18 protein-coding genes are annotated in these 21,922 nt (G+C 52.0%); 4 read left to right on the forward strand and 14 right to left on the reverse strand.

Going from position 1 to position 21,922, the window contains the following annotated elements:
• Positions 1-75: 75 nt before the first annotated feature.
• From B212_RS0124565 to B212_RS0124585, 5 genes are all read right to left on the reverse strand, one after another.
• Entirely contained in the window at positions 76-2,526 is a 2,451-nt protein-coding gene (locus tag B212_RS0124565) for a glycoside hydrolase family 31 protein (RefSeq protein WP_019913851.1), read from the reverse strand.
• A 316-nt stretch (positions 2,527-2,842) separates the two neighbouring features.
• Entirely contained in the window at positions 2,843-3,223 is a 381-nt protein-coding gene (locus B212_RS0124570) for a RidA family protein (protein WP_019913852.1), read from the reverse strand.
• Between the two features lie 100 nt (positions 3,224-3,323).
• Positions 3,324-3,989 (reverse strand): oxidoreductase, encoded by a 666-nt coding sequence (locus tag B212_RS0124575; RefSeq protein ID WP_019913853.1) that lies wholly within the window; start codon positions 3,987-3,989, stop codon positions 3,324-3,326.
• Between the two features lie 17 nt (positions 3,990-4,006).
• Positions 4,007-5,281 carry an MFS transporter gene (locus B212_RS0124580; protein ID WP_019913854.1) on the reverse strand — a complete coding sequence of 425 codons (1,275 nt, stop codon included), beginning with the start codon at positions 5,279-5,281 and terminating at the stop codon, positions 4,007-4,009.
• A 95-nt stretch (positions 5,282-5,376) separates the two neighbouring features.
• Positions 5,377-6,795: a sensor histidine kinase gene (locus B212_RS0124585; protein WP_019913855.1), complete on the reverse strand. Its 1,419-nt coding sequence runs from the start codon at positions 6,793-6,795 to the stop codon at positions 5,377-5,379.
• A gap of 504 nt (positions 6,796-7,299) precedes the next feature.
• Between B212_RS0124585 and B212_RS0124590 the strand changes: the two genes are divergently transcribed.
• The 4 genes from B212_RS0124590 (at position 7,300) to B212_RS0124605 (ending at position 11,820) form a co-directional block, all read left to right on the forward strand.
• Entirely contained in the window at positions 7,300-8,208 is a 909-nt protein-coding gene (locus tag B212_RS0124590; protein WP_019913856.1) for a hypothetical protein, read from the forward strand.
• Positions 8,209-8,256: 48 nt separating this feature from the next.
• Positions 8,257-10,137 (forward strand): FAD-dependent oxidoreductase, encoded by a 1,881-nt coding sequence (locus B212_RS0124595; protein ID WP_019913857.1) that lies wholly within the window; start codon positions 8,257-8,259, stop codon positions 10,135-10,137.
• Between the two features lie 235 nt (positions 10,138-10,372).
• Entirely contained in the window at positions 10,373-10,822 is a 450-nt protein-coding gene (locus tag B212_RS0124600) for a hypothetical protein (protein ID WP_019913858.1), read from the forward strand.
• A gap of 17 nt (positions 10,823-10,839) precedes the next feature.
• A complete protein-coding gene (locus B212_RS0124605; protein ID WP_019913859.1) occupies positions 10,840-11,820 on the forward strand; it encodes a polyprenyl synthetase family protein in 981 nt (326 codons plus the stop codon).
• A gap of 565 nt (positions 11,821-12,385) precedes the next feature.
• On the opposite strand, the gene B212_RS0124610 is transcribed toward B212_RS0124605, so the two are convergent.
• The 9 genes from B212_RS0124610 to B212_RS0124650 form a co-directional block, all read right to left on the reverse strand.
• Positions 12,386-13,270 carry a UbiA-like polyprenyltransferase gene (locus tag B212_RS0124610; RefSeq protein ID WP_019913860.1) on the reverse strand — a complete coding sequence of 295 codons (885 nt, stop codon included), beginning with the start codon at positions 13,268-13,270 and terminating at the stop codon, positions 12,386-12,388.
• Between the two features lies 1 nt (position 13,271).
• Positions 13,272-14,570: an aspartate aminotransferase family protein gene (locus tag B212_RS0124615; RefSeq protein ID WP_019913861.1), complete on the reverse strand. Its 1,299-nt coding sequence runs from the start codon at positions 14,568-14,570 to the stop codon at positions 13,272-13,274.
• A gap of 108 nt (positions 14,571-14,678) precedes the next feature.
• Entirely contained in the window at positions 14,679-16,604 is a 1,926-nt protein-coding gene (locus B212_RS0124620; RefSeq protein WP_019913862.1) for a peptidase U32 family protein, read from the reverse strand.
• Positions 16,605-16,624: 20 nt separating this feature from the next.
• On the reverse strand, positions 16,625-17,416 hold the full coding sequence (locus tag B212_RS0124625; RefSeq protein ID WP_019913863.1) for an energy-coupling factor transporter transmembrane component T family protein: 792 nt from the start codon (positions 17,414-17,416) through the stop codon (positions 16,625-16,627).
• Positions 17,409-18,314: an energy-coupling factor transporter ATPase gene (locus tag B212_RS0124630; RefSeq protein ID WP_019913864.1), complete on the reverse strand. Its 906-nt coding sequence runs from the start codon at positions 18,312-18,314 to the stop codon at positions 17,409-17,411. Before B212_RS0124630 ends, B212_RS0124625 begins: the two co-directional genes overlap by 8 nt.
• Positions 18,299-19,156, reverse strand: coding sequence for an ATP-binding cassette domain-containing protein (locus tag B212_RS0124635; RefSeq protein ID WP_019913865.1), 858 nt, complete (start codon positions 19,154-19,156; stop codon positions 18,299-18,301). The genes B212_RS0124630 and B212_RS0124635 overlap by 16 nt, the downstream gene beginning before the upstream one ends.
• 29 nt (positions 19,157-19,185) lie before the next feature.
• Entirely contained in the window at positions 19,186-19,737 is a 552-nt protein-coding gene (locus B212_RS0124640; protein ID WP_019913866.1) for a Gx transporter family protein, read from the reverse strand.
• Positions 19,721-20,110, reverse strand: coding sequence for a NusG domain II-containing protein (locus B212_RS0124645; RefSeq protein ID WP_019913867.1), 390 nt, complete (start codon positions 20,108-20,110; stop codon positions 19,721-19,723). The genes B212_RS0124640 and B212_RS0124645 overlap by 17 nt, the downstream gene beginning before the upstream one ends.
• 215 nt (positions 20,111-20,325) lie before the next feature.
• Positions 20,326-21,867 (reverse strand): HD domain-containing phosphohydrolase, encoded by a 1,542-nt coding sequence (locus B212_RS0124650; RefSeq protein ID WP_051128333.1) that lies wholly within the window; start codon positions 21,865-21,867, stop codon positions 20,326-20,328.
• Positions 21,868-21,922: the final 55 nt, after the last annotated feature.

A 21,922-nucleotide genomic window follows, 5' to 3' on the forward strand; every position in this document is an offset into this window, starting at 1 on the left:
GGGGTATCCCCTCACCCTAAGCTCCGGCGCTCTTCAAACTCCCGTAAGTCCACATGAGCCAGCTCCTTCCACCAGCTACATCTCCGCCGCACGAATATGCAGCTCCCCGCCTTCCGGATCATCAGCCACCTGGATAATAATCGCCCCTCTCTTTCCATCATAGGCCCAGCCGGAGCACCCTTCCTTAAGCTGCTCCAGACTAATCTCGGCAAGCCCCTCCACCATAGCCGCCGTAAAGAACGGATAACAGAGAGTGAACCGCAGCGATTCTCTGCGCGGAACGTATTCACGCACGGCATACGACCAGCTCAGCCGCAATGTGCCCTCATCGCCGGCGGCCTGCACACTGATTTCCGCATACTGCCCTCTTTTGTAGCTGAAGCTGTGTCCATCATCCTCATAGAGGGTACAAGCGGCAGAGAACCCGCTTCGCGCCTCCGCCCCGTACAGATGAAAAATCAACGTTTCCTCCGTATCCTCCAGCGCATACTGCTTCAGCGGGCCTTCGACGACAAAGGTCCCCGCCTTGACATACATCGGCATAATCCGCAGCGGCGCAGCAGCCAGAATGTGGCGGCTGCCCTCATGAATCTCTCCGTCCCAGTAATCAATCCAGCGTCCCTCCGGCAAATACACGCAGCGGTGGTCCGTATCGGGGCGGTAGACGGGGGCGATCAGCACATTTTCCCCCAGCAGGAACTGGTCGCACAGATTGGTCACATGCGGGTCGCGCGGGTATTCCAGAACAAGCGGCCGGATTACAGGCAGGCCGCTCATCTCCGCTTCATGGAACAGGTTATATAAATGCGGCATCCAGCGGTAACGCAGGCCGATAAACTCCCGCAGAATTCCCTCCACCTCTTCCCCGAACGACCACGGCTCCTGGCGCAGCGTGCCAATAGAGGAATGATTGCGGCAATACGGGAAGAACACCCCCATCTGCGTCCAGCGCACCAAGAGCTGCGCGGAGGTATGGTGGGCGAACCCGCCGATATCCGGCCCGGAGAAGGCCAGCCCCGACAAGCCCATGTTCAGCACCATCGGCATCGCCATTGCCATATGCTCCCAGAAGCTGCGGTTGTCTCCCGTCCACACTGCGGCGTAACGCTGGATGCCGGCATAACCGGCCCGGGTCAGCACAAAAGGGCGCTCGCCGCCCATATGCTCCATCAGCCCCTCATACGTGGCCTTCGACATCATCATCCCGTACAGATTATGATACTCCTCATGCGTTAGAAGCCGCCCGTTGCCCGAATGCATCACATCGAGATCCATCGTCTTCGACTCATTGAATACCGCCGGCTCATTCATGTCATTCCAGATGCCCTGAATGCCAAGATCCGTATAGTACTTGTGCAGACCTCCCCACCATTCGGCGGTCCGGCTGTCGCTGAAATCGGGGAACGCGCTGATGCCCGGCCACACCTCCCCAAAGAAAATATCGCCCTCCAGACGGCGGCAAAAATGCTTCTCCAGCACCCCCTGCTTATACACCTCAAATTGGGGGTCTTTTTTGACACCGGGGTCTACAATCGGCACAATCCGCACACCCAGCCCGCCAAGCTCGGCAATCATTTTGTCAGGCTCAGGGAAATTGACCGGATCAAAAGTAAAGACCCGGTACTCATCCATATAGTGGATGTCCAGATAAATCACGTCGCAGGGAATTTTTTTGTCCCGGAACGTCTGCGCAAGCTGCAGCACCTCCTGCTGATTCATATAGCTGTAGCGCGACTGGTGATAGCCGATGGCCCATTTGGGCGGAAGCGCAATCCGGCCGGTCAGCGAGGTGTATCTTTTGACCACATCCTTCATGTCAGGCCCGTTGATGAAATAGACATCATAAGCCATTGTAGAGCAGCCGATGGTAAACGCAACCCCATGCGAGCGCATATCAAAATCACTCCGGCCCGGATTATCCAGAAACAAGCCATACGACAGACCGCCGTGCATATGAATCAGCAGAGGTATCGACTCATAGAGCGCTTCGATCTCCGGCAGATGGGGCGCAAATACGTCCGTATTCCAGTTCGTATAACGCTCCCCGCGTTTATCCAGGAAGCTCGCCTTCTCTCCGAGTCCGTAAAAATGTGAATCCGGCTGCATATCATATTCCGCATGTCCCGCGCCCCGCGGATTCCAGCTCATCAGATTCTGCTGCATAATGATTGTGCCGTCCAATTTTTCCACCCGGAGCAGAAACGTGGTTTTCTCAATAATCAGCCGGATAGCCCCGGTTGTGAAGATCAACTGATTCTCGGCTTCCTTCACCGGGAACAAATGCGGAATGCAGCTTTCCGCCAGCACCGCTTCGGTCGTTGTCAAATCAGGCGCCTGATCCCGAAACCCCTTCATCCGAAACAGATCATCGCTCAAAAAAACAAAAGCAATCCCCCCTCGCTCCCCGCGGCAAATATAAACATTCTCCTGGCATTGCCAGGAAACCAGACTGCCGGTTGTGCTCCAGGTCTCTTTTATCACAAGCGGACCTATTTTCTCGGGGCGTATCGCCTCACTGCTCTCCATAGCTCGCTTTCCCCCTTCGTCTGTTGCGGCCTGCTAATACTTACATGTTGCCCAGATTGCCGGGAGTGCTATCCGCAAAGCAACCCCGCTAGCGGTGCTTCTGCTCCGATGCCGATTCAGGTGGTTTGCCGGGACCCCGAAACCCCTCTAACGCAAAATAACCCCACAAAGTGAGGCCCCTGCTTCGATGCCAATTCAGGTACTTTGCGGCGGCCCCAAAAAATACCAAAAAAAGGCTGCCCTGAGCTACGCATAGCCGGACAACCTTCTTATTTCACAGTTTATTCACTATATAGCGCTCCGCAGAAGAACAGGCTTATTTCTTACGTGCCACCGCTTCAATTTCTACAAGCCCGTCCTTGGGCAGACGAGCAACCTCAACAGCGCTGCGGGCAGGATAAGGTTCAGTAAAGAAGGTGCTGTACACCTCATTTACCGCTGCGAAATCGTTCATATCCTTCAGATACACCGTCGTCTTTACAACATGATCAAGGGATGCTCCAGCCTCTTCAAGGATGGCTTTCACATTGCTAAGCGATTGGCGTGCCTGCTCCTCCACACCCTCGGCCAATGCTCCAGTCTCCGGGTTCAGTCCCAGTTGACCTGAAGTATATACCCAATTCCCGGCGACGATTGCCTGGCTGTAAGGGCCGATGGCTCCGGGTGCTTTTGAAGTTGCTACCTGTTTTTTACTCATATTCTGCTCCTCCTGTTATCGCTGTACACATTCCGTTATGTACATATGATTGATGTCTTAATTGTACGTCCTGAGCTCCGTGTAACGCAAACCTGCGCCGTCAGCTTCCTCCAATCACATGAATAACGTCATTGGTGTAGATATGCACACCGCGGGTTTCGGCCAGAGCAATGTTCATCATGGCTCTAGCCACTGTGGCACCGGGAATCGCCCGGTACTTGGCCGCTTTGCCGATCATAGCGAAATCCAGCGCCTTCATCAGCACTGAAGCCACCCGTTCGCCCAGCCTGTGCTCCTCACGCTCGCCAAGCAGCAGGGAGGGGCGGAACAGATGCAGCCCCTCAAAGCCGGAAGCCATCAGCCCCTCCTCCACCTTGCCTTTGGTGCGGGAGTAGAAATTACGTGATTTGGCACTGGCCCCCATAGAGGAGACTGCCAGGAACTGCTTCACACCGCATGTTCTGGCCAATTCGGCGGCGGCAAGCGGATATCCCAGATCAACGCGCTCGAATTGGGCCTGCGAGCCGGCTTTCTTAATCGTTGTCCCGAGACAGCAGAAGACAGCCGAGGCCCCTGTAAACTGCTCCTTATATTGCCCAAGCTGCTCCCAATCAATGATTATTTCCTTCAGCTTGGGATGCTGGAGCTTCAGCGGGCGGCGGACCAGCACACGCACCTCATCCCAAGCCTCTTCATTCAGCAAATCCTCCGTCAGCGCACGGCCTACCAGGCCTGTTGCCCCTAGAACTACGGCGATTCTAGTCATTGACCTGTCTCCTTTAATTAGTCGTCCCTGAGAATTCGGCGGCCCAGCAGCAGCGCCAAGGCAAGCATAAGCACCCCAACAACTAGCTGCATGCCATACACCTGTGTCCAGTGCGGCCACTCTTTGATCCATTCATAGATTTTCCCGCCGATAAGCGGGCCGAAAAATGCCGCAAGCCCTGTCAGCGCCGCATACATCGCCATGTACATCGGGCGTTCCTTCTTCGGCGTATCTCCAATAATGAAATTGAAGGCCAACTGGTTAAAGCCGCCAACCCCCATCCCAAAAATAATATGAGCGGCGAACAGAACCGGCAGCATCGGCAGCACGGAGAGCAGCCCCCAGAAAAGCGAGGATAAGGCGATGATCGGCAGCGTCCAGAGCAGCAGTCTTTTATTGCTGTATTTCGCGTTCAAATTGCCCCACACATAGAAGCTTAACATCATAAAGATCGTCTGGGACACGTTCAGCAGGGACAATGTCTCATAATTAATGTGCAGGAGCTGAAGCATGACATAAGAGTACAGCGGTACGCTCAAATTCTGCAGCAGCAGCCAGGCCGAAAGAAACAGCGTGGACTTCATAAACAGCTTGTCGTGAAGCGGTTTCTTAAGCATCGGCAGAAAATCCTTCTCGTCCGATTTCTCAAAGGGCACATCCGGATAGAAGAAGAATACAGCAACATTCGATAAAGCGAAAATCCATACTACAATATACAGAATCAAAAACCCGTGTCCCCCGGGATAACGGTCAAGCACAACGCCGCCGCCATACATGACCAGAGATCCGAGAGCATTCAGGAGTGTATTGCGGATTCCAAAATAACGGCCTCTCACCCGCGCGGGAACCAGGTCGCTGATTACCGAGTTCCACAGCATACCGCCCGCCGTATTGACAATAAAAGCAATCGTATACAAAACGATAAATGCGGTGACCCAGTGCTCTTTTGGGAAAATAAACGGAATCAGCCCGGTGGAGCTCCACAGCACCCTGTGCAGGCCGATAAACGTCACCATCGCCCATTTGCGGCTCGGCAGCTTCTGAATCAGAAAAGCTACGCCGATTTGCGCTACATTAACCAGAGTGGTAAGCGCCAGTACAAAACCGATCTGGCTGGAGCTGGCTCCTAGATACAGCAGAAAGCCGGTCAGAAACTGCCCTTGAAGCAGCACCTGAAATATCGTTGACGGTATCCCCTCAAACGTTGCAATCTCCAGATTCTTACGATGTACAGAGGTTTTGCGGACGGCCTTGGGACGGACAACGCGCTGCCTGTTTCTTATGATGTTCATAGGGGTATAAAATCTCCTTCGATGCGGCTTTGGCTTCATTCTAACCGACAGCAATCTCCTGTCAATACGCCAAAATCACAAATAAAATTGGAGCTTCACACCGCCTCATGACCGGATGCCTGGAGAGGTAAATATAGTGAAAACAGGCTCCCCTGATCCTCCCCGCTGGATAAAGTAATAAATCCGCCAAGCAGCTTGGCCAGATCATTGCTGATGGACAGACCAAGCCCCGTCCCGCCGTAGTTGCGGCTGATGGTGCTGTCCGCCTGCTGAAAGGACTCAAAGATCACCGCGTGCTTCTCGGCGGCAATTCCGATGCCGCTATCCTGCACGTCAAAAACAATCCAGCGCCGCAGCACCTCGGCTTCTTTTCGCTCCGCAGTGCGCACGTTTATTGAAACAAACCCGTTCACAGTAAATTTGAAGGCGTTGGAGAGCAGATTGCGGAGAATTTGCTGCACCCGCTGAGGATCGGAATGAATGACATCCGGCACATCATCCTCCAGCGCAATGCTGAAATTCAGCCCCTTCTGCTTGGCCACCACATTGAACTGCTGAGCCAGCAGATCAGGTATCTCGCTGACACTCAGCTCCTCATGAACCACATCAAGCTTGCCCGCTTCCACTTTGGACAGATCGAGAATATCATTAATCAACGACAGCAGATCGCTGCCCGAACGGTAGATTATCCTTCCATACTCCGTGGTTTCCTCGCTGCTCAGGTTATCATTTTCTTCAATCATCTGCGATAAGCTAATAATGCTGTTCAGCGGCGTTCTCAGCTCATGCGACATATTGGCCAGGAACTCCGACTTGAACTGGGAGGCCAGCATAAGCTGCTTCGCCCGCTCCTCTAATGCGATCTTATTCTTGTGCAGCTCCTCCGCCTGTGCGGACAGCAGCTCGTTCGCCCTGACAACCTGTCCGGTACGCTGCAGGTCCAGTTGAAAATCACGGATAATAAGCGCAAACAATATGCTGAGAATCACCCCTGCCGGGAAAGTCGTCGGCATAATTTTCATTATGTATACCTGATCAGGTATCACACCAAATACAAGGATATTTACCGCGTTCACCACATTCACAACCAGAATGACAATTAGCCCTTTATTTACTACCGAAGCAGGTGAGCGGCGCATCCATAAGCAGAGTCCGGCGCATACAAAGCCCAGAATGGATAAATTTAGAACGCCGGCGACAGCCGCTTCGTTGATCCCGAAGGTAAGCCGTGTCAGCCCTGTGCCGACTCCGATCAATATAAGAATGAAAGGCTGAGAGAAAGCCAGTGTAGAGATAATCAACGGCACAAAACGCAAATCAAAGATGACATGAGCGTCCAGCCTGTATCCGAAACATGAACTTATCCATCCGCCAAAGATTGCCAGCAGCACCCAGCTCGCCTTTTTTACCGGTACAGGTGCATACGTAAGAGTATATTTGTATATTAAATTCGCCAGATAAGCGACAGTTATAAGCAAAGCCGAATTTATAAGAAAAATCTTCAGGTATTCCATAGCATTCCTCCGATAAAGATTACAAAATTGTAACACTCATTATTCATATTATCATAATAGTAGAATAAATTCATGGAATCACAGTCCTATTTGTCATATATCGGAAATAGGACTATATCGGCATTACTCGATTTGATTTCATAAGGATAAAGTCATTTTTTGTCACATAATAGTCTTCTAAATATCTTCTAAATATATATCTAAATATTTTAAAATTTGATATAATTCAAGTGTTAATAAATTTCTTCGTAGATAAGTGATTATTTTCACATGATTATTGTCCCGCTTGTGCTAGAATGCCATCGAAGAAGAAACGGATTTATTAAATTTTTTCTTATCACCAGCCGATATATGTCATGTAGCTGCTACAAAAAGGGTCTTTAGTCGGATTCAAAAGTGATAAATGTCATTTATAAAGTGATTTTTATCACTTCCAATTACTATTAAAATGTTTTACATTTTAATATATATATTTTAAAATATTTTTTTGGAGGTCATCTTAAAATGAAAAAAGCTTCTGTAATCTTGTCGAGCGCTCTGGTACTCGGTACGTTGCTCGCCGGATGCGGCAACAACAACTCTAACAACGCTGCTGCAACCAATGCCCCTGCTGAGTCCACTGCACCTGCCGCAACTGCTGCAGCATCCGATGCCGGCACAACTGAAGCAGGCAAGTATCAAGATGGAACATACTACGGCACAGCTCCTGCTGATGAAAAAACCGGCTGGGAATCCTTCGTAATCCTGACGGTTGAAGGCGGAAAAATCACTAAAGCTGACTGGGACGCTTTCAACGTTAAAAACGCAGGCGACCTGAAGAAAAAAGTTTCTGAAGACGGCAAATACGGTCTGGTATCCAAAGGCGGCGGCCAAGCCGAATGGCATGAGCAAGCTGCTAAAGCTGAAGCCTTTTTGGTTGAAAAACAAGACCCTGCAGCAGTTGTAGTAAATGGCGAAGGCAAAACTGATGCCATCTCCGGTGTTTCCGTAGGCGTTAGTGATTTCGTAACGGCATCTCAAGCCGCTCTGGCCGCTGGTCCTACACAAGCTGGTCCTTACAAAGACGGCGGATACACTGCTGAAGGCGAAATGGACAAAGAATCCGGTTGGAAATCCACTGTTGCTATTACTGTTGCGGACGGCAATATCGTAGCTGCTAACTTCAGCGGCGTGAATGCTGCCGGCGATGACAAAAAGCAATATTCCATAGATGGCAAATACGGCATGAAAGCCGGCGGCGCTTCCGCTGAATGGCATGAAGAAATCGCCCTGGCCGAGAAATACTTCCTTGATAATAAAGGCGCTGCCCCAACCATTGATGCAGAAGGCAAAACTGACGCTATTTCCGGCGTATCCATCCACGTTGGTGAATACTTTACACTGGCAGAAAAAGCCCTCGAAGGCGCGAAATAACATTCGCTACCTTTTTGCAGCTAATCAGACGAATGAGGTGAGTTTCTCTTGAAGAAAATAGTCATTTTGGGTGGCGGCTACGGCGGCGTGCTCACGGCTAAGAAACTGGCAAAAAAGTATAAGAACAACAAAGATGTAGAAATCAAACTGATCGACCGCAATCCTTATCACACTCTTTTGACTGAGCTGCATGAGGTTTCAGCGAACCGTGCGCCTGAGGATTCTATCAAAGTTGATTTGAAGAAAATTTTTGCGGGTCTCAAAGTGGATGTTGTTCTGGACGAAATCAGCAACATTGATTTCAAGGGCAACAAGCTGAAATCCGACAAAGCTACTTATGCTTATGATTACCTGGTAATCGGCACAGGCAGCAAGCCAACATTCTTCGGCATTCCGGGAGCCGAGGAGAATACCTTCTCCTTCTGGTCCTACGATGACGCGGTTGCGCTCAAACGCCAAATTCGCGATATGTATACTCAAGCGGCCAAAGAAAAGAACCCTGCAGTACGCCGCGCAATGCTAACCTTTGTCATTATCGGTGCCGGCTTCACTGGTGTCGAGCTGGTTGGGGAAATGGCTGAACAGCGTGAAGAGCTCTGCAAGGAATTCTTTATTGACCCGTCTGAAGTACGCCTGATCGTGGCCGATATGGCTCCGAAGATTCTGCCAATCCTGCCGGATAAGCTGATTCAGAAGGCTGAGGCGCGTCTGCGCAAGCTGAAGGTCGAAATCGTGACCGGCGCCAAGATCACCGAAGTTGGCGATGGCAGCGTGGCTCTCGGCGAGAAGAACATCGTCGATGCCAAGACTATTGTCTGGACCGCAGGTGTGGAAGGCTCCGATATCGTCGGCGGTCTTGAAGTACAGCAGCAAGGACGCAAACGGATCGTGACGAATGAGCATCTGGAAAGTGTTGACCACAAGAACGTGTACGTTGTAGGGGACAACATCTTCTTCATTCCGGAAGGTGAGACCCGTCCGGTTCCGCAAATGGTTGAGAATGCTGAACAAGCTGCTCCAATCATCGCTAACAACATTGCCGCTGACATTAGCGGTACAGCTAAGAAGGCATACAAGCCAGGCTTCCACGGTACGATGGTCTCCATCGGCAGCCGCTACGGCGTTGCCAACGTAGGTCTTCCAGGCAAGCTCTTTATGCTCACTGGATTTATGGCTATGCTGTCCAAGCATTTTATCAATATGTTCTACCTGTCTCAAGTGGTAGGTTTTAACAAGGTATGGACTTACATGATGCACGAGTTCTTCCATGTTGAAAACCGCAAGAGCTTTGTGGGCGGCTATTTCTCCAAACGCTCACCGAACTTCTGGCTGGTTCCGCTCCGTATGCTTCTCGGTGGTATGTGGTTATATGAAGGTATAGATAAGCTGAGAAAGATTTGGGTTGATCCGAATAAGATCTTCCTGATCCCTGCTGCTCCATTTGCAACAGATGCTGCCTCTTCAGCCAGCGTTGCCGTGGATGCCGTTAAAACAACGGTAGATGCGCAGTCCGCAGCTTCGGCGGTGTCCACTGCCAAAGAAGCCGTATCGGCCTTGCCGGTTCCAGGCTTTGTCTATGACATTACCAACTGGTTCATGGATTTAATGTTCTACAACAACGACGGAAGTTATACCTTCCTGGCAAAATGGTTCCAAATCGGTATGGTCTGTGCCGAAATCGTCTTTGGTGTTATGCTTATCGTAGGTCTGTTCACAGCTCTTTCTTCCCTGGCGACCATAGCCATGGCCGTGATGATCTGGTCGACCAAGATGGCGGCTACCGAAATGCTCTGGTACGTTGGGGCGGCTATTGCCTGCATCGGCGGATCGGGCAGCGTGTTCGGTCTCGACTACTACGTTCTTCCTTGGCTGAAAAAGCAGTGGAAACGAATCCCGCTCGTGCGGCGATGGTATCTGTTTACCGACTGACGATTCAGCGGTTGACTGTTCTGTACACCATGTAATTTATAATAGCAGTGACTTATGTGTTTCTTATGTTGCTGCAACTGAATATGTTGTTCTTAAGAGTAATGTGTCCCTGGGACACATTACTCTCCTTGTTTACCAAGGTGATTTAGCTGGTTTTTGTTTTCAATAATGGTTTTGTAGGGATAATCAAGGCTATGGTTTCTTCCGGCAAAACCGACAAGAAGGAGAGAATCTTGTGAACAGAAAACTCATTGAAGATACCTTCCGGCTGCTTGAGGCTGAGATGTCACCCATCGCCGGAATTCAGTTGCATCTCTCTCCGGCAGAATGTGAGCAGCTACTTTCGGTACTGGAACGCCATGATCTGGAATATGACCGCAAAATCCATTTGCTTGGCATTTATACCATTCTTACTATGGCGGCTGGACGCCATATGGAATGTGTCCCACATCATCCTGACCTGACCCGCAACATTTTGGATGGAGATTATTTATACAGCTTTTATCTGCAGTTTGCGGTGAAATGCCGTGAGCTGGACCTCGTTGCCTATTTGGCACCCTCAATTAAAAAATTGCAAATCGCGCGGTCAAATGGAGACTTCTCGGAACAAAACCCGGCGGCTGGGATTGAACAGTTCCTGATTCAAGAGCGCAGGCAGCGAAGCCGCACAAGCAAAGCCATTTGACAGGTGGGAACTATACAATGAAGCTCCATGAAGCCTTAAATATAGACCTGAATGAAATTAACCTTGAAATTCAAAATCTTGTGGCCCGTGACAGAGATGTACCCAAAAAATCACAACTCGCACAGAGTATTCTGGAATTGACCGGCTCCGGCGGCAAACGGCTCCGTCCGCTCATGGTCATTGTTGGCAGCCGTTTCGGGCGCAAGTCCTCAAGCCGCCGAACTCTGCAATTGTCCGCTGCTGCTGAATTTATTCATGTGGCCTCATTAATTCATGATGATATTATTGACGATGCCGAGCTGCGGCGCAGCGCTCCGGCCCTGCACACTAAGACCGGCGTCTTATCGGCAGTGCATATCGGCAACTATATGTCTGCCCGCATCATTGAGCTGCTCAGTAAATACACCGGAGACAAAAACCGCTACGTTCACGATTTATCCTCTGTAGCTACCGCCCAGCTTTGTCTTGGTGAATATCAGCAAATGGAGCATGCCTACGACTACAGCCTTACATTTGAGCAATACCTGGAGAAATCACGCAACAAAACGGCAATGCTGATGGCCACCTGCCTGCGGGTAGGCGCACTTTCCACCGACAGCACAGAGGAGACTGCTAATCTGCTTTATGCTTTTGGCGAGGCGCTTGGCATGTCTTTTCAAATCCAGGATGATTTGCTGGACTTCACCCAGTCTGCCGATGTGCTCGGCAAGCCCGCCGGCAGCGACCTGCGCCACGGGCAGGTTACACTCCCTGTCCTGTTCGCCCTTCAGGACCCCGAGCTGGCTCCAGCCATCCGTACAATCGGCCCCGCCTCCTCCGACGAAGAGGTTGCCCATGTGCTGAGCCTGATCAACCGCAGCGATGCTCTCGCCCGCACCGAAGGCGTCAGCCAGGACTATCTTGCGCAGGCCGCCGCCATTGTTGACCAGTTATCCAGCTACCCGGCACATGCCGACCTGGAGACACTGCTGCAGTATTTTGCCGGGCGTGACCGGTAAGGGGGCTTAGTGGGGAGGAGACTAGCAAACCTGCTATCGGCCTACGCGTTATCCTCAATAACGCGATAAGACGCAAAAAAGCTCCCAGTCGGGAGCTTTTTTGCGTCTTCAGGTGATTCGGAGGCTAAACTAACGAACGCAGCGAAGCGCCCGTAAGTGAGTTTAGCTATGATGTTTAGCTCATTGTGTCTTGCTTTGGTCTTGCTTTGGTCTTGCTTGTCTTTTTACTTGCTTTCTTTCCGTTTCGGAAAGCAACCCCGCTTCAATCTCGGCCAACCGGCCTTGCTTGAAGGCCGCACTCCCCCGCCAGGAAAGCCGCGAAGCCAGCTTTCCGCGCCATGCCTGCCCACAGCTGCTGGGCAGGCATGTTGTCTTTTTGTTGTTAGCTAAGCAGGTTAGGACTTCACTGCGGGGAATTTTGGAACTGGAGGAGCGGTAGCGTCCGCCTTTATGTTTGGATTTCTACCGCGGACAGCGGAACAAAATCAGGAAATCCAAACATAACAGCGGCCGGAAGTCCAAACATTCCCCGGAGTGGAGCCTCTCCTAACCGCCCCCGCACACCCTAGCTAACAACAAAATAATCAATCAGCGTGCACAGCAAAATCACCATACTGATGATTTGATTCAAATTATAAGAAGCCACCTTCATCATCCGCCGGTTATGAGGTCTGATGATCTTGTGCTCCGTCATCAGGAGCACGGTAGCAATGGCGATGCCCACCAGGTACATCCAGCCCAGATCGCGCCAGAAGTACAGGAACAGCAGCAGCATAATCATAATGAAATGCAGCCCTTTGGAGATGCGCAGGGCGTTCTCCAGCCCGAAGAAGCTCGGGATCGACCAGAGGCCGTTCCGCCGGTCAAAGTCGATATCCTGGGTGCCGTAAATAATGTCAAAGCCGGCAATCCAGAGCATAACAACCGTACCAATCACGAACGGAGTGAACGCAATGTTCCCCGTCACGGCAAACCAGGCGCCGATGGGTGCCGAAGCGATGACAAAGCCCAGGTACAAATGGCTGAGAAAGGTGAAGCGCTTCGTATAAGAGTAGCTGGAAATCAGGACAATGGCCACAGGAGACAGCAGCAGGCAGAGCAAATTAAGCATTCCGGAAGCGAAGATAAACAGAGCATAGTTGATGATGATGAACAGGATGACTTCTTTTTCCACAAGCAGCCGCTGCGGCAGATGGCGATGTGCTGTACGCGGATTATTACCGTCAAAGGTCCGGTCAACCAGACGGTTAAAAGCATTCGCTCCGTTACGCGCGCCAATCAGCGCAATCAGCCCCCACAGCATCATATGGCCGGAAGGCCAGCCGCCTGCTGCCCATACCATCGAGATGATGGCGAAAGGCAGGGAAAACAGCGTGTGGGAGAACATCACCAGCTCACTGAACATTTTCAGCTTGAGCGCAGAGGTTTTGACCGCATTCAATATCGCCATATCATTCTTCCTTTTCACTTGAAGCTTGCAGCAGCACCTCATGGAGCACTGCAATCATACCGTCAATATCCCCGGCGGTAACGACCAGCGGCGGCTGAAAGGCCAGTACATTGCGGCCCACGCCATTTTTACCAATCAGATACCCACGGTCCTTCATCTCTTCCAGCACAGCATCAGTCAGTTCTGCCGCTCCGGCTGCGTCTGCCGCCGTTAGCTCCGCTCCCAGCATCAGCCCGGTTCCGCGCACATCAGCAATCATTCCCGGGAACTGCTGCTGAAGCGACAGCAGCCCATTCTTCAGCCGTGCCCCAAGCTCAGCCGCACACTCCGGCAACTGTTCATCACGGATATAATCTAGCACGGCAAGTGCCGTCGCCGCCGACACGGGGTTGCCCCCGAAGGTCGAAGCGGAAGGACGGTTCAGTGAAGCCGCGATTTCATCTGTGGTCGCAAAAGCGGCTACCGGAACCCCGTTGCCCAGCGCTTTTGCCATGCTGATGATATCCGGCACCACGCCAAAATGTTCCATGGCAAACATTGTTCCCGTGCGTCCGTAGCCGGTCTGAATCTCGTCAGCAATCAGCAGCACTCCGTATTGGTCCAGCAGCGTTTTAACCTCGCGGAAATAGGTGAGGGCAGGCATAATCATGCCCCCATTTCCCTGAATTGGCTCTACAATCATTGCCGCGATAGTGTTCCCCTTCTCTTCCAGCACCCGCTTCAAGCTCTTCAGGGAAACCGCAGCAGCTTCTTCCAGGGTCAGCTCAGGATGGTAAGGACGTTCAATGAAGGTTACATCCTCATCCAGATAGTTGTCCGTTCTCCACATTTGCAGTCCGGTTACACTCATCGTCAGATTGGTCCGCCCATGCAGGCCGCTCTCCAGCGCAATAAAGCCTTTGCGTCCGGTATGCATTCTGGCCAGCAGCAGTGCCCCCTCATTGGCCTCAGAGCCGCTGTTGACGAAGAAGCTCCGGCGCAGATTCCCTGGAAGCACCTCCTCCAGCCGTTCCGCCAGATCCACGTTGGGCTGTGTGAGATAGATCGTCGAGGTGTGCTGGAGCTGCTGAAGCTGCTCTATCGTGCGCGCCGTAATAACCGGATTGCAATGACCACAGGCAACGACGGAGACTCCGGCGAAAAAGTCGGTATACCGCTTGCCATGTTCATCATAGATAAATTGCATGCTTCCACGTACCAATTGCGGTGCATCCCGATAAAAGTGCGCTGTACACGGATAGAAGTATTGTTTTCTTTTGGCGGCAACCGCTGCTCTTCCGATGGTTTCTTGTTGCTTCATGATGGGTCCCCTCTCTTTCAGCCTATTTCTTTGTGAAAATAGTAACTTATCATATTACCACTTACCATTATTATACGCGCTAACCTAATCTTTTAAAATTTAAATATATTAATTGAACTGCAAAGAACCTAAGGTATACCCCGCATACACAGGCTTCAGTCCGCCCAGCAGATCCTCTTGCCCACCCGAACCGTTAATCGCAGCCTGATACGCGGCAATGATTGTACGCAGCTCTTCTGTACTGTAAGTCGCACCTTCAATCCGGAAGCTGGAAATCCCCAATCCGCTCATTTCACTCAGCATAGGCAGGTAACAGAGCTCTTTGGAGAACAGCAGGTGACAGCGGCCAAATTGGTCACGGTAGACGGGATTTTCGCCTTTATCGGTTTTGAGCACCAGCACACTGTTGTTGACATACAGATTATCCTCTTCGCCAATCGGTTCCATAACCTCGGTATTCTCAAAGAGATCATGCTCCATATACATCAGCGCCGGTGTACCATGTACAACGACCTCCAGCGGCAGCTCACAATGTGAGGTGAAGGCGGCAAAATGCTCCATCGTCATCTCCGGCGAGACCGTAAGCTTCTCCAGCCCAAGTCCGGTATACAGTTCGGCAGCAAGGTGGTTATACACATTCAGATTGACATCGCCAATCATCGGATATCCTGTACCTCTGTAGCGGCGAATGGCTCCAAGGTTGGTAATCATCAGCCCGTCAATCGGCAGGCGTTCTCCGTTCAGCAGATGGTCATACTGGTCAAAATGCAGCTCCGTCATCATCCGCGGCATCCCAAGGTACAGCTTCGTTTGGCCCTTAATGGCTCCAAGCTCCTTAATGTCCTGCTTCGTGAACGGCTGGTCCGGCTCAAATACATCTCCCGGCAGGTACAGGCTATCCACGCCCATCTCCAGCACTAACCGGGCTTGATCCATGTTATTGACCCGGACTGCCAGCTCCGGCTTGCCCTTCGGCGCACGTTTGGCTTCTGCCAGTCGTTCACGCAGCTCCAGCACACGTTTCTCGGACAATTCACGTTCTGCAGTTGGCGTACTGAATACTTTGCCTGTGCTGTAGAACTTGCCTGTACCCTCATACCGGCGGTTGATGTTCGACAGACCCGGTTTGCCAAAAGCATATGCCGTTGAAAAATCACGTTTCCGGTTCTTATGCAGCTCTTTGGAGTCCACCGTCCGGTCAAAACCCAGCGGATCATCAATATAACGGTCAAGGGCTGCGCCGTAGCTGTTGACCAGGGAGACCATGAATTCCTTGTCGCGCATCCGGCCTTCGATTTTGAAAGATGTAATGCCTGACTCGATCAGCTCGGGAAGATGCTCATACATGAACATATCCTTCACGGCGAGCGGGTACTCCGCAGGGAACACATAGCCGTCCCGTTTAATCCGGTAATCCCAGCGGCAAGGCTTCATGCATTTGCCCCGGTTGCTGCTCATGCCAAACACCTGGGAGCTGAAATAGCAGTTCGCCCCGTGCACGGAGCACATATCGCCATGAATGAAATATTCCAGCTCCATCCCGCTTCTTTGCCCCAGCAGCTTTGCCGTCTGCAGATCCATCTCCCGCGAGGTCACCACACGGGTAACTCCGAAATCGCGCAGCGCGTAGATCATCTCCAGATTATGCACATTCATCATGACCGAAGCATGAACGTGAAGGGTAAGCCCCATCTCCCGGATCAGCTCCAGCACAGCCATATCCTGAACAATCAGCGCATCGGGACGGGCACCATCAAGAAAACGCAGGTACTCTCTGGCTTCTTCCACATCTTCCTCGCTGAAAAGGTTGTTTACAGTGATATATACTTTTTTGTCCAAGCTATGGGCGATATCAATTGCCTCGATAATTTCTTCATGTGACAGATTATAGCCCTTGCGCATCATTCTCATATTCAGTACCGGGCCGCCAAAATATACAGCGTCACAAGCGGACTGAATCACCTCTTTAAAAATATCAAACGTCCCGGCTGGCGCCAGAAGCTCGATTTCCTTACCGTTAAAATATCTTGCCATTGTCAGTTCCCCCTAAAATTTCACAATAACGCCACTGCAACTCCCATGATGACAAACATCGCTACAAAAACTGTATCGGCCCCGCCCCACCTTGGACGGTGATACCGGCTGCGCGGGGCATCCATGCGGAAGCCCCTGGCTTCCATCGAGTAAATCAGGTCCTGAGCCCGCCGGAACGCGCTCGCAATCACCGGAACAAGCAGGGAAACGAGCATCCTCGCCTTCTCCTTCAAAGGCAGCTCCTTCAGATCCGCTCCCCTTGAGGCCTGGGCTTTCATGATAATCTGCGCTTCATCGAGAATCGTCGGAATGAACCGCAGGGCAATGCTGATCATCAGCGTAATCCGGTCCGGCGACAGCCCAAGGCGCTTGAACGGGGACAATATACCCTCTAGACCCTGATTCAGCTTGCCCGGAGTGGTCGTGAAGGTAAGCAGTGCCGTGAACGTAATCAGGAACAGCATGCGGATAACTGAAAAAGTTGCCAGACGCAGGCCGCCCTCATGCAGCGAGAATGAGCCGACAGACCATATTGCATCCCCTTCCTTAACGGACAGGAGCTGCACAATGAAAATGAACAGCATCATATAACGCAAAGGCTTGGCCGCCTTGATGAAATATTTCAGCGGTATGCGTGTCGAAGCCATCACCGCAATTGAGAATACAGCCAGCAGCGCCATCGCCGGCCACGAGTTCGACAGCAGAATGACGGCTACATACAGCATCATTCCTGTTAGCTTGGACCGGGCATCGAGCTTATGCACCCACGAGCCGGTCTCAATGCTGCGTCCCAGCAGCAGCCGCTCATTCATGGGCATCCCTCTTTTCTTCGTGCTCACCGGAACGCTCTGCCCCAGCCGGCGATAAGCCGGCGATCAGCTTCGCGAGGCTCTCCGCAGTGAGCCGGGGCTTCTCGCCATGCAGACCGAAGCGGTCAGCAACCGCCCGCCAGTAGCGGAGCGAATGAGGCACCGTAAGTCCGCAGCCTTCCAGAATGGCCGGGTCTGCGGCAAGTTCCCCGCCGCTGCCCTGAAAGGCAATCCGGCCCTCCTTCAGCAGAACCCAGCGGTCGGCATAGGGCAGCAGCTCATCCATCCGGTGGGTGACGATGATAATCGTCCGGCCCCGCTCGCGGCAGAGCCGCTCAAGCTGCGCGATCAGCTCGGCGCGGCTGACAGGGTCCAGCGTTGCCGTCGGCTCGTCCAGCACGACGATGTCCGGGTCCATAGCCAGTACGGAGGCAATGGCCGCTTTGCGCATCTGTCCTCCGCTCAAACGGAACGGATTGCGGTCCAGCAGGGCGAGATCCAGCCCCATATCGAGCAGCGCGTTGCGCGCACGCTCCTTGGCTTCTTCCAGGCTCATGCCGAAATTCAGCGGTCCGAAGATTAAATCCTTCTCCACGGTATCCTCGAACATCTGCTGCTCGGGGAATTGAAAGACCAGCCCGACCCGGCGGCGCAGCGGCAGCAGCTTCGGCGACTTCTCCCCGGCGCGGATGACAACATCCAGCACGTTCACTGCACCCTGGGTCGGCTTCAGAATTCCGTTGAACAGTTGCAGCAGCGTAGACTTGCCGGAGCCTGTCGCCCCGGCAATCCCGGTCAGCGAGCCCTTGGGGATGCCCAGGGTAATATCGTGCAGCGCTGTCTGCCTCCACAGGCTTTTGTCAGCGTAGGTATAGCTTACTTGGTCTAGTTGAATGGCCATAACGTATCTATAAGCTCCTTTTCACTGGCGGGAACATCCACCCTGATTCCCAGGCTCTGCAATTCACGGGCTAGCCGCCAAGCATAAGGCTCCCGCAGGTGGCACTTCTCCAGAAGCTCCGCATTTCGAAACAGCTCGCCCGGGGTAATATCAGCCGCAAGGCCGCCGTCATGCAGGGCAAGCACACGATCCGATGCCAGAATTTCGTCCGCATCATGTGTGATCATCAGGATCGTGTATTGCCCTTCCGCACGCATATCCTGAAGGATGCCAAGCAGCTCATCGCGGCTCCCCTCATCCAACATGGAAGAGGCCTCGTCAAAGATGACGATGCCTGGCTTCATGGCAAGAATGGAGGCAATGGCAACCCGCTGCTTCTGCCCGCCCGACAGCTCACCGGGATGCTTGGACAGCAGATGGCGGATGCCCAGCTTTTCGGAATAGATGCTGAGCCGCTCTTCCATCTCCGCATATGGCAAACACAGCCCTTCCAGGCCAAATAAGATATCTTCCTCAACCGTAGCCCCGATGAACTGATTGTCGGGATTCTGGAACACCATGCCAATGAGTTGCCGGATCGTTCCAATGTTGTCTTCATTAAGTATATGGCCGCAAATGACGATGTCTCCAGCGCTTTTGGGCAGCAGAGCGTTCATCAGCTTTACCAGCGTAGACTTGCCGCAGCCGTTCGGCCCCACCACACTTACCCATTGTCCCTTCGGGATGGACAACGTAATATTATGAAGAATAGGATGCTCCGGATCATAGCCGAACGAAACTCCATCCAGAGCAATAACAGCCTGCGCCGCCCCGTCTTCTATCTCTTTATTTGTTTCACTCATGTTAGTCATCCTTCCGCTGATGTGAACCGTCAGCCCAAAAACTCTTCAAACAGCGATATTTTGGACAGCGACGCCACCAGATAACGAACTGCGAACCCGACGGCAATCCCCGTCACAATCCCGGTAATCAGCAGGATCGGCAGATAGTAGAATATACTCATGGATTTGAATACTATCGAAGCGGCAAGCAATTGTCCGGTATTGTGGGCCAGTCCCCCGGCGATACTAATTCCGATTACGCTGAATTTTTTGCCGCCCCATTTCACCAGCAGGAACATGACCACAAAGCTGAAGAGCGAGCCAAACAGACTGAACAGCAAGCTTGAGAAAGTCCCCAGGAGGAATGCGGTAAGCAAAGTCTTCAGAATCACCAGTACAAAAGCGTCACGTCCGCGTAAAAAGAAAATGCAAGTCAGAATCATAATGTTGGCAAAACCCAGCTTGGCACCCGGCATCAGCCCGACGCCGACCAGCGGAATTTGGGCCTCCAGAATACTCAGCACTACAGCCACTGCGGCGAAAATCGCCACAATCACCGTTCGTTTCAAAGCCTTTGCCGATTCACTACTGGACATAGGCATCTATACCATCCTCCCCCGACTCGCCGGCAACCTCCACTAGCACCCTGTGCGGCAGACAGACGATGGTCTGTTTGGGACGGTTGATCGTGCCAAAACCAAGGCATACCTTGTCGGGGCAGTCCGCATCATACATTTCAATCCCATAATCATGCACCTTCAGAATGTTATAGCCGCGTTCCGTGCGGATATCAATCGTTTGTTCTTCCTTTGTAAGCTTCACTGTCTTATACAGCTTGCCGTCCACCGTTATATTAGCCACAAGATTCTTGCCTGGCCCGGCCTTATCAGCATCGTTCGAGAACCATCTCGGTACGAGAAAAGCGAGCGCGGCAATGAGCACGATGGAAACCAGCAGCACATCTGCGCGTTTCATAATGATCTCCCTTATTTTTTAGTTAAAATCCAGACTTATTAATTATAACGGTCCGTCTTCAATCCTTCAATGAATGTACTCGTTAATTGTCGGTTTTAGGGAGCAGTTCACAAAATAGGCACGCAAGCCGAAGCGGATACCTCCTATTAAATGGATAGCATCCGCTTCAGCAAGAAATATTAGGATACTGCTATGTTAAAACACATAAAGGACGATTACCCCGTCCGGCCCGGATACCCCGATTCAGCAGATTTCCCGGACTTTCCGCTCTTGCTGAAATACGCGATGAACAAGCCGGCAAACTCAGGGTCCCACTGGGTTCCCTTTCCCTGTTCCAGAATTTCGAGAGCCCGTTCATGGCTTATTCCTTTACGGTAGGGACGGTCTGAGGTCATGGCATCATACGCATCCGCCACCGCTATGATCCGTCCGAACAGCGGAATAGCCCTTCCCGCTAAGCCGTCGGGGTATCCTTTGCCGTCATAACGTTCATGATGCGATCTCACACCGCCAAGGTAGGGGGCCATAATCTCCACCGGCTCGATTTGCCGCAGAATATTTTCTCCCAGAACCGGGTGGCTTTTAATCTGGTCGAATTCTTCATCCGTCAGATTCTCTTCTTTGAACAGAACGCTGTCCCGCACACCGATTTTGCCGATATCATGCAGCAGGGCCGACTTGCGCAGATTATCCAGCTTCTGGCCCGCCAGGCCGGCCAATTGCCCGATAATAACCGAGTATTCCGCCACTCGCAGCGAATGGCCTGCGGTATATGGATCACGGGCGTCCAGCGCTACGGCAAGCGTAGTGAAATAGCTGTCGAGCAATTGCCTGTTCTGCTGCTCCCGGGCCTGCAGCCCGCGGACCATCATATTAAATCCGGCCACAAGCTTGGAGAATTCATCGGAATATTCATCCTGCACCTGCAGGAGACGCCCATCCTTAACGTTGTTCATTGCCTGGTACAGTTCATTGATGGGATGCTGCACACTGGCGGTCAGAAGCCAGGCCGCTACGGAAGAGAACAAAATACCGATCACCAGGACCAGCCCCGCCCATTCCCAATAACCATTCAAGTCTGAAGCGGGCACACTCTTCAGCGTCAGCAGCCGGATTTGTGTTGCCATGATGAACAGAAAAAGCGGAAACGTGCCGATCAGCATACAGCTAACCAGAAACTTGGGCCGGATAGATACAAAAACATGCCCCTCCAGCGAAAAATCGACACCGTACATTTCCAAAGCCCGATTTCTAAATTCCTTGATGAGCGGAATAATGGCCGAGCACGTCAGAAAAAATTCAATCAGCGCATGCATGCAGGCCACCAGAACAGCCCCGACAACCGCAATCAATAAATAGTAATAAGGAAAACTGACGAGTCCAGTCCAGATCAGCCACGCGGTCATAAGAAATGCAGGCAGAGAAAGTCCCAGCAAATGAGGCCCAAGTATACGATGCACCGCAACCTTCGGCAGCCGATGCGTTTGCAAATACGCCTTTTCCAGCATAGCCAGTGTCGGCTTCTGCTCGTTCAGCGCCGCGCGGAGCGGCTTCATTTGCTTGATAAAAATACTGATCTCCGTAAAGACCATGATTACAAAGGAAAGCAGCAGCACTATCGACAGCCTTAGATACTCCACTTTGCTTATTTGCAGTGAGGAGAGCAGAACAAGACTTCCCACCGCAAGCACAGCTACAACCGAGCCGAACATGTAATTACGAATTTGCTTCCTCAAAAAAGCTGCGAATAAATCCATCAGTCCCCCGTTTCCAGCCTTGCCGCCCAGCTTGTTATATATTTGCATTTTCAAA

Source organism: Paenibacillus sp. HW567 (genome assembly GCF_000374185.1).
Lineage (GTDB): Bacteria > Bacillota > Bacilli > Paenibacillales > Paenibacillaceae > Paenibacillus_AQ.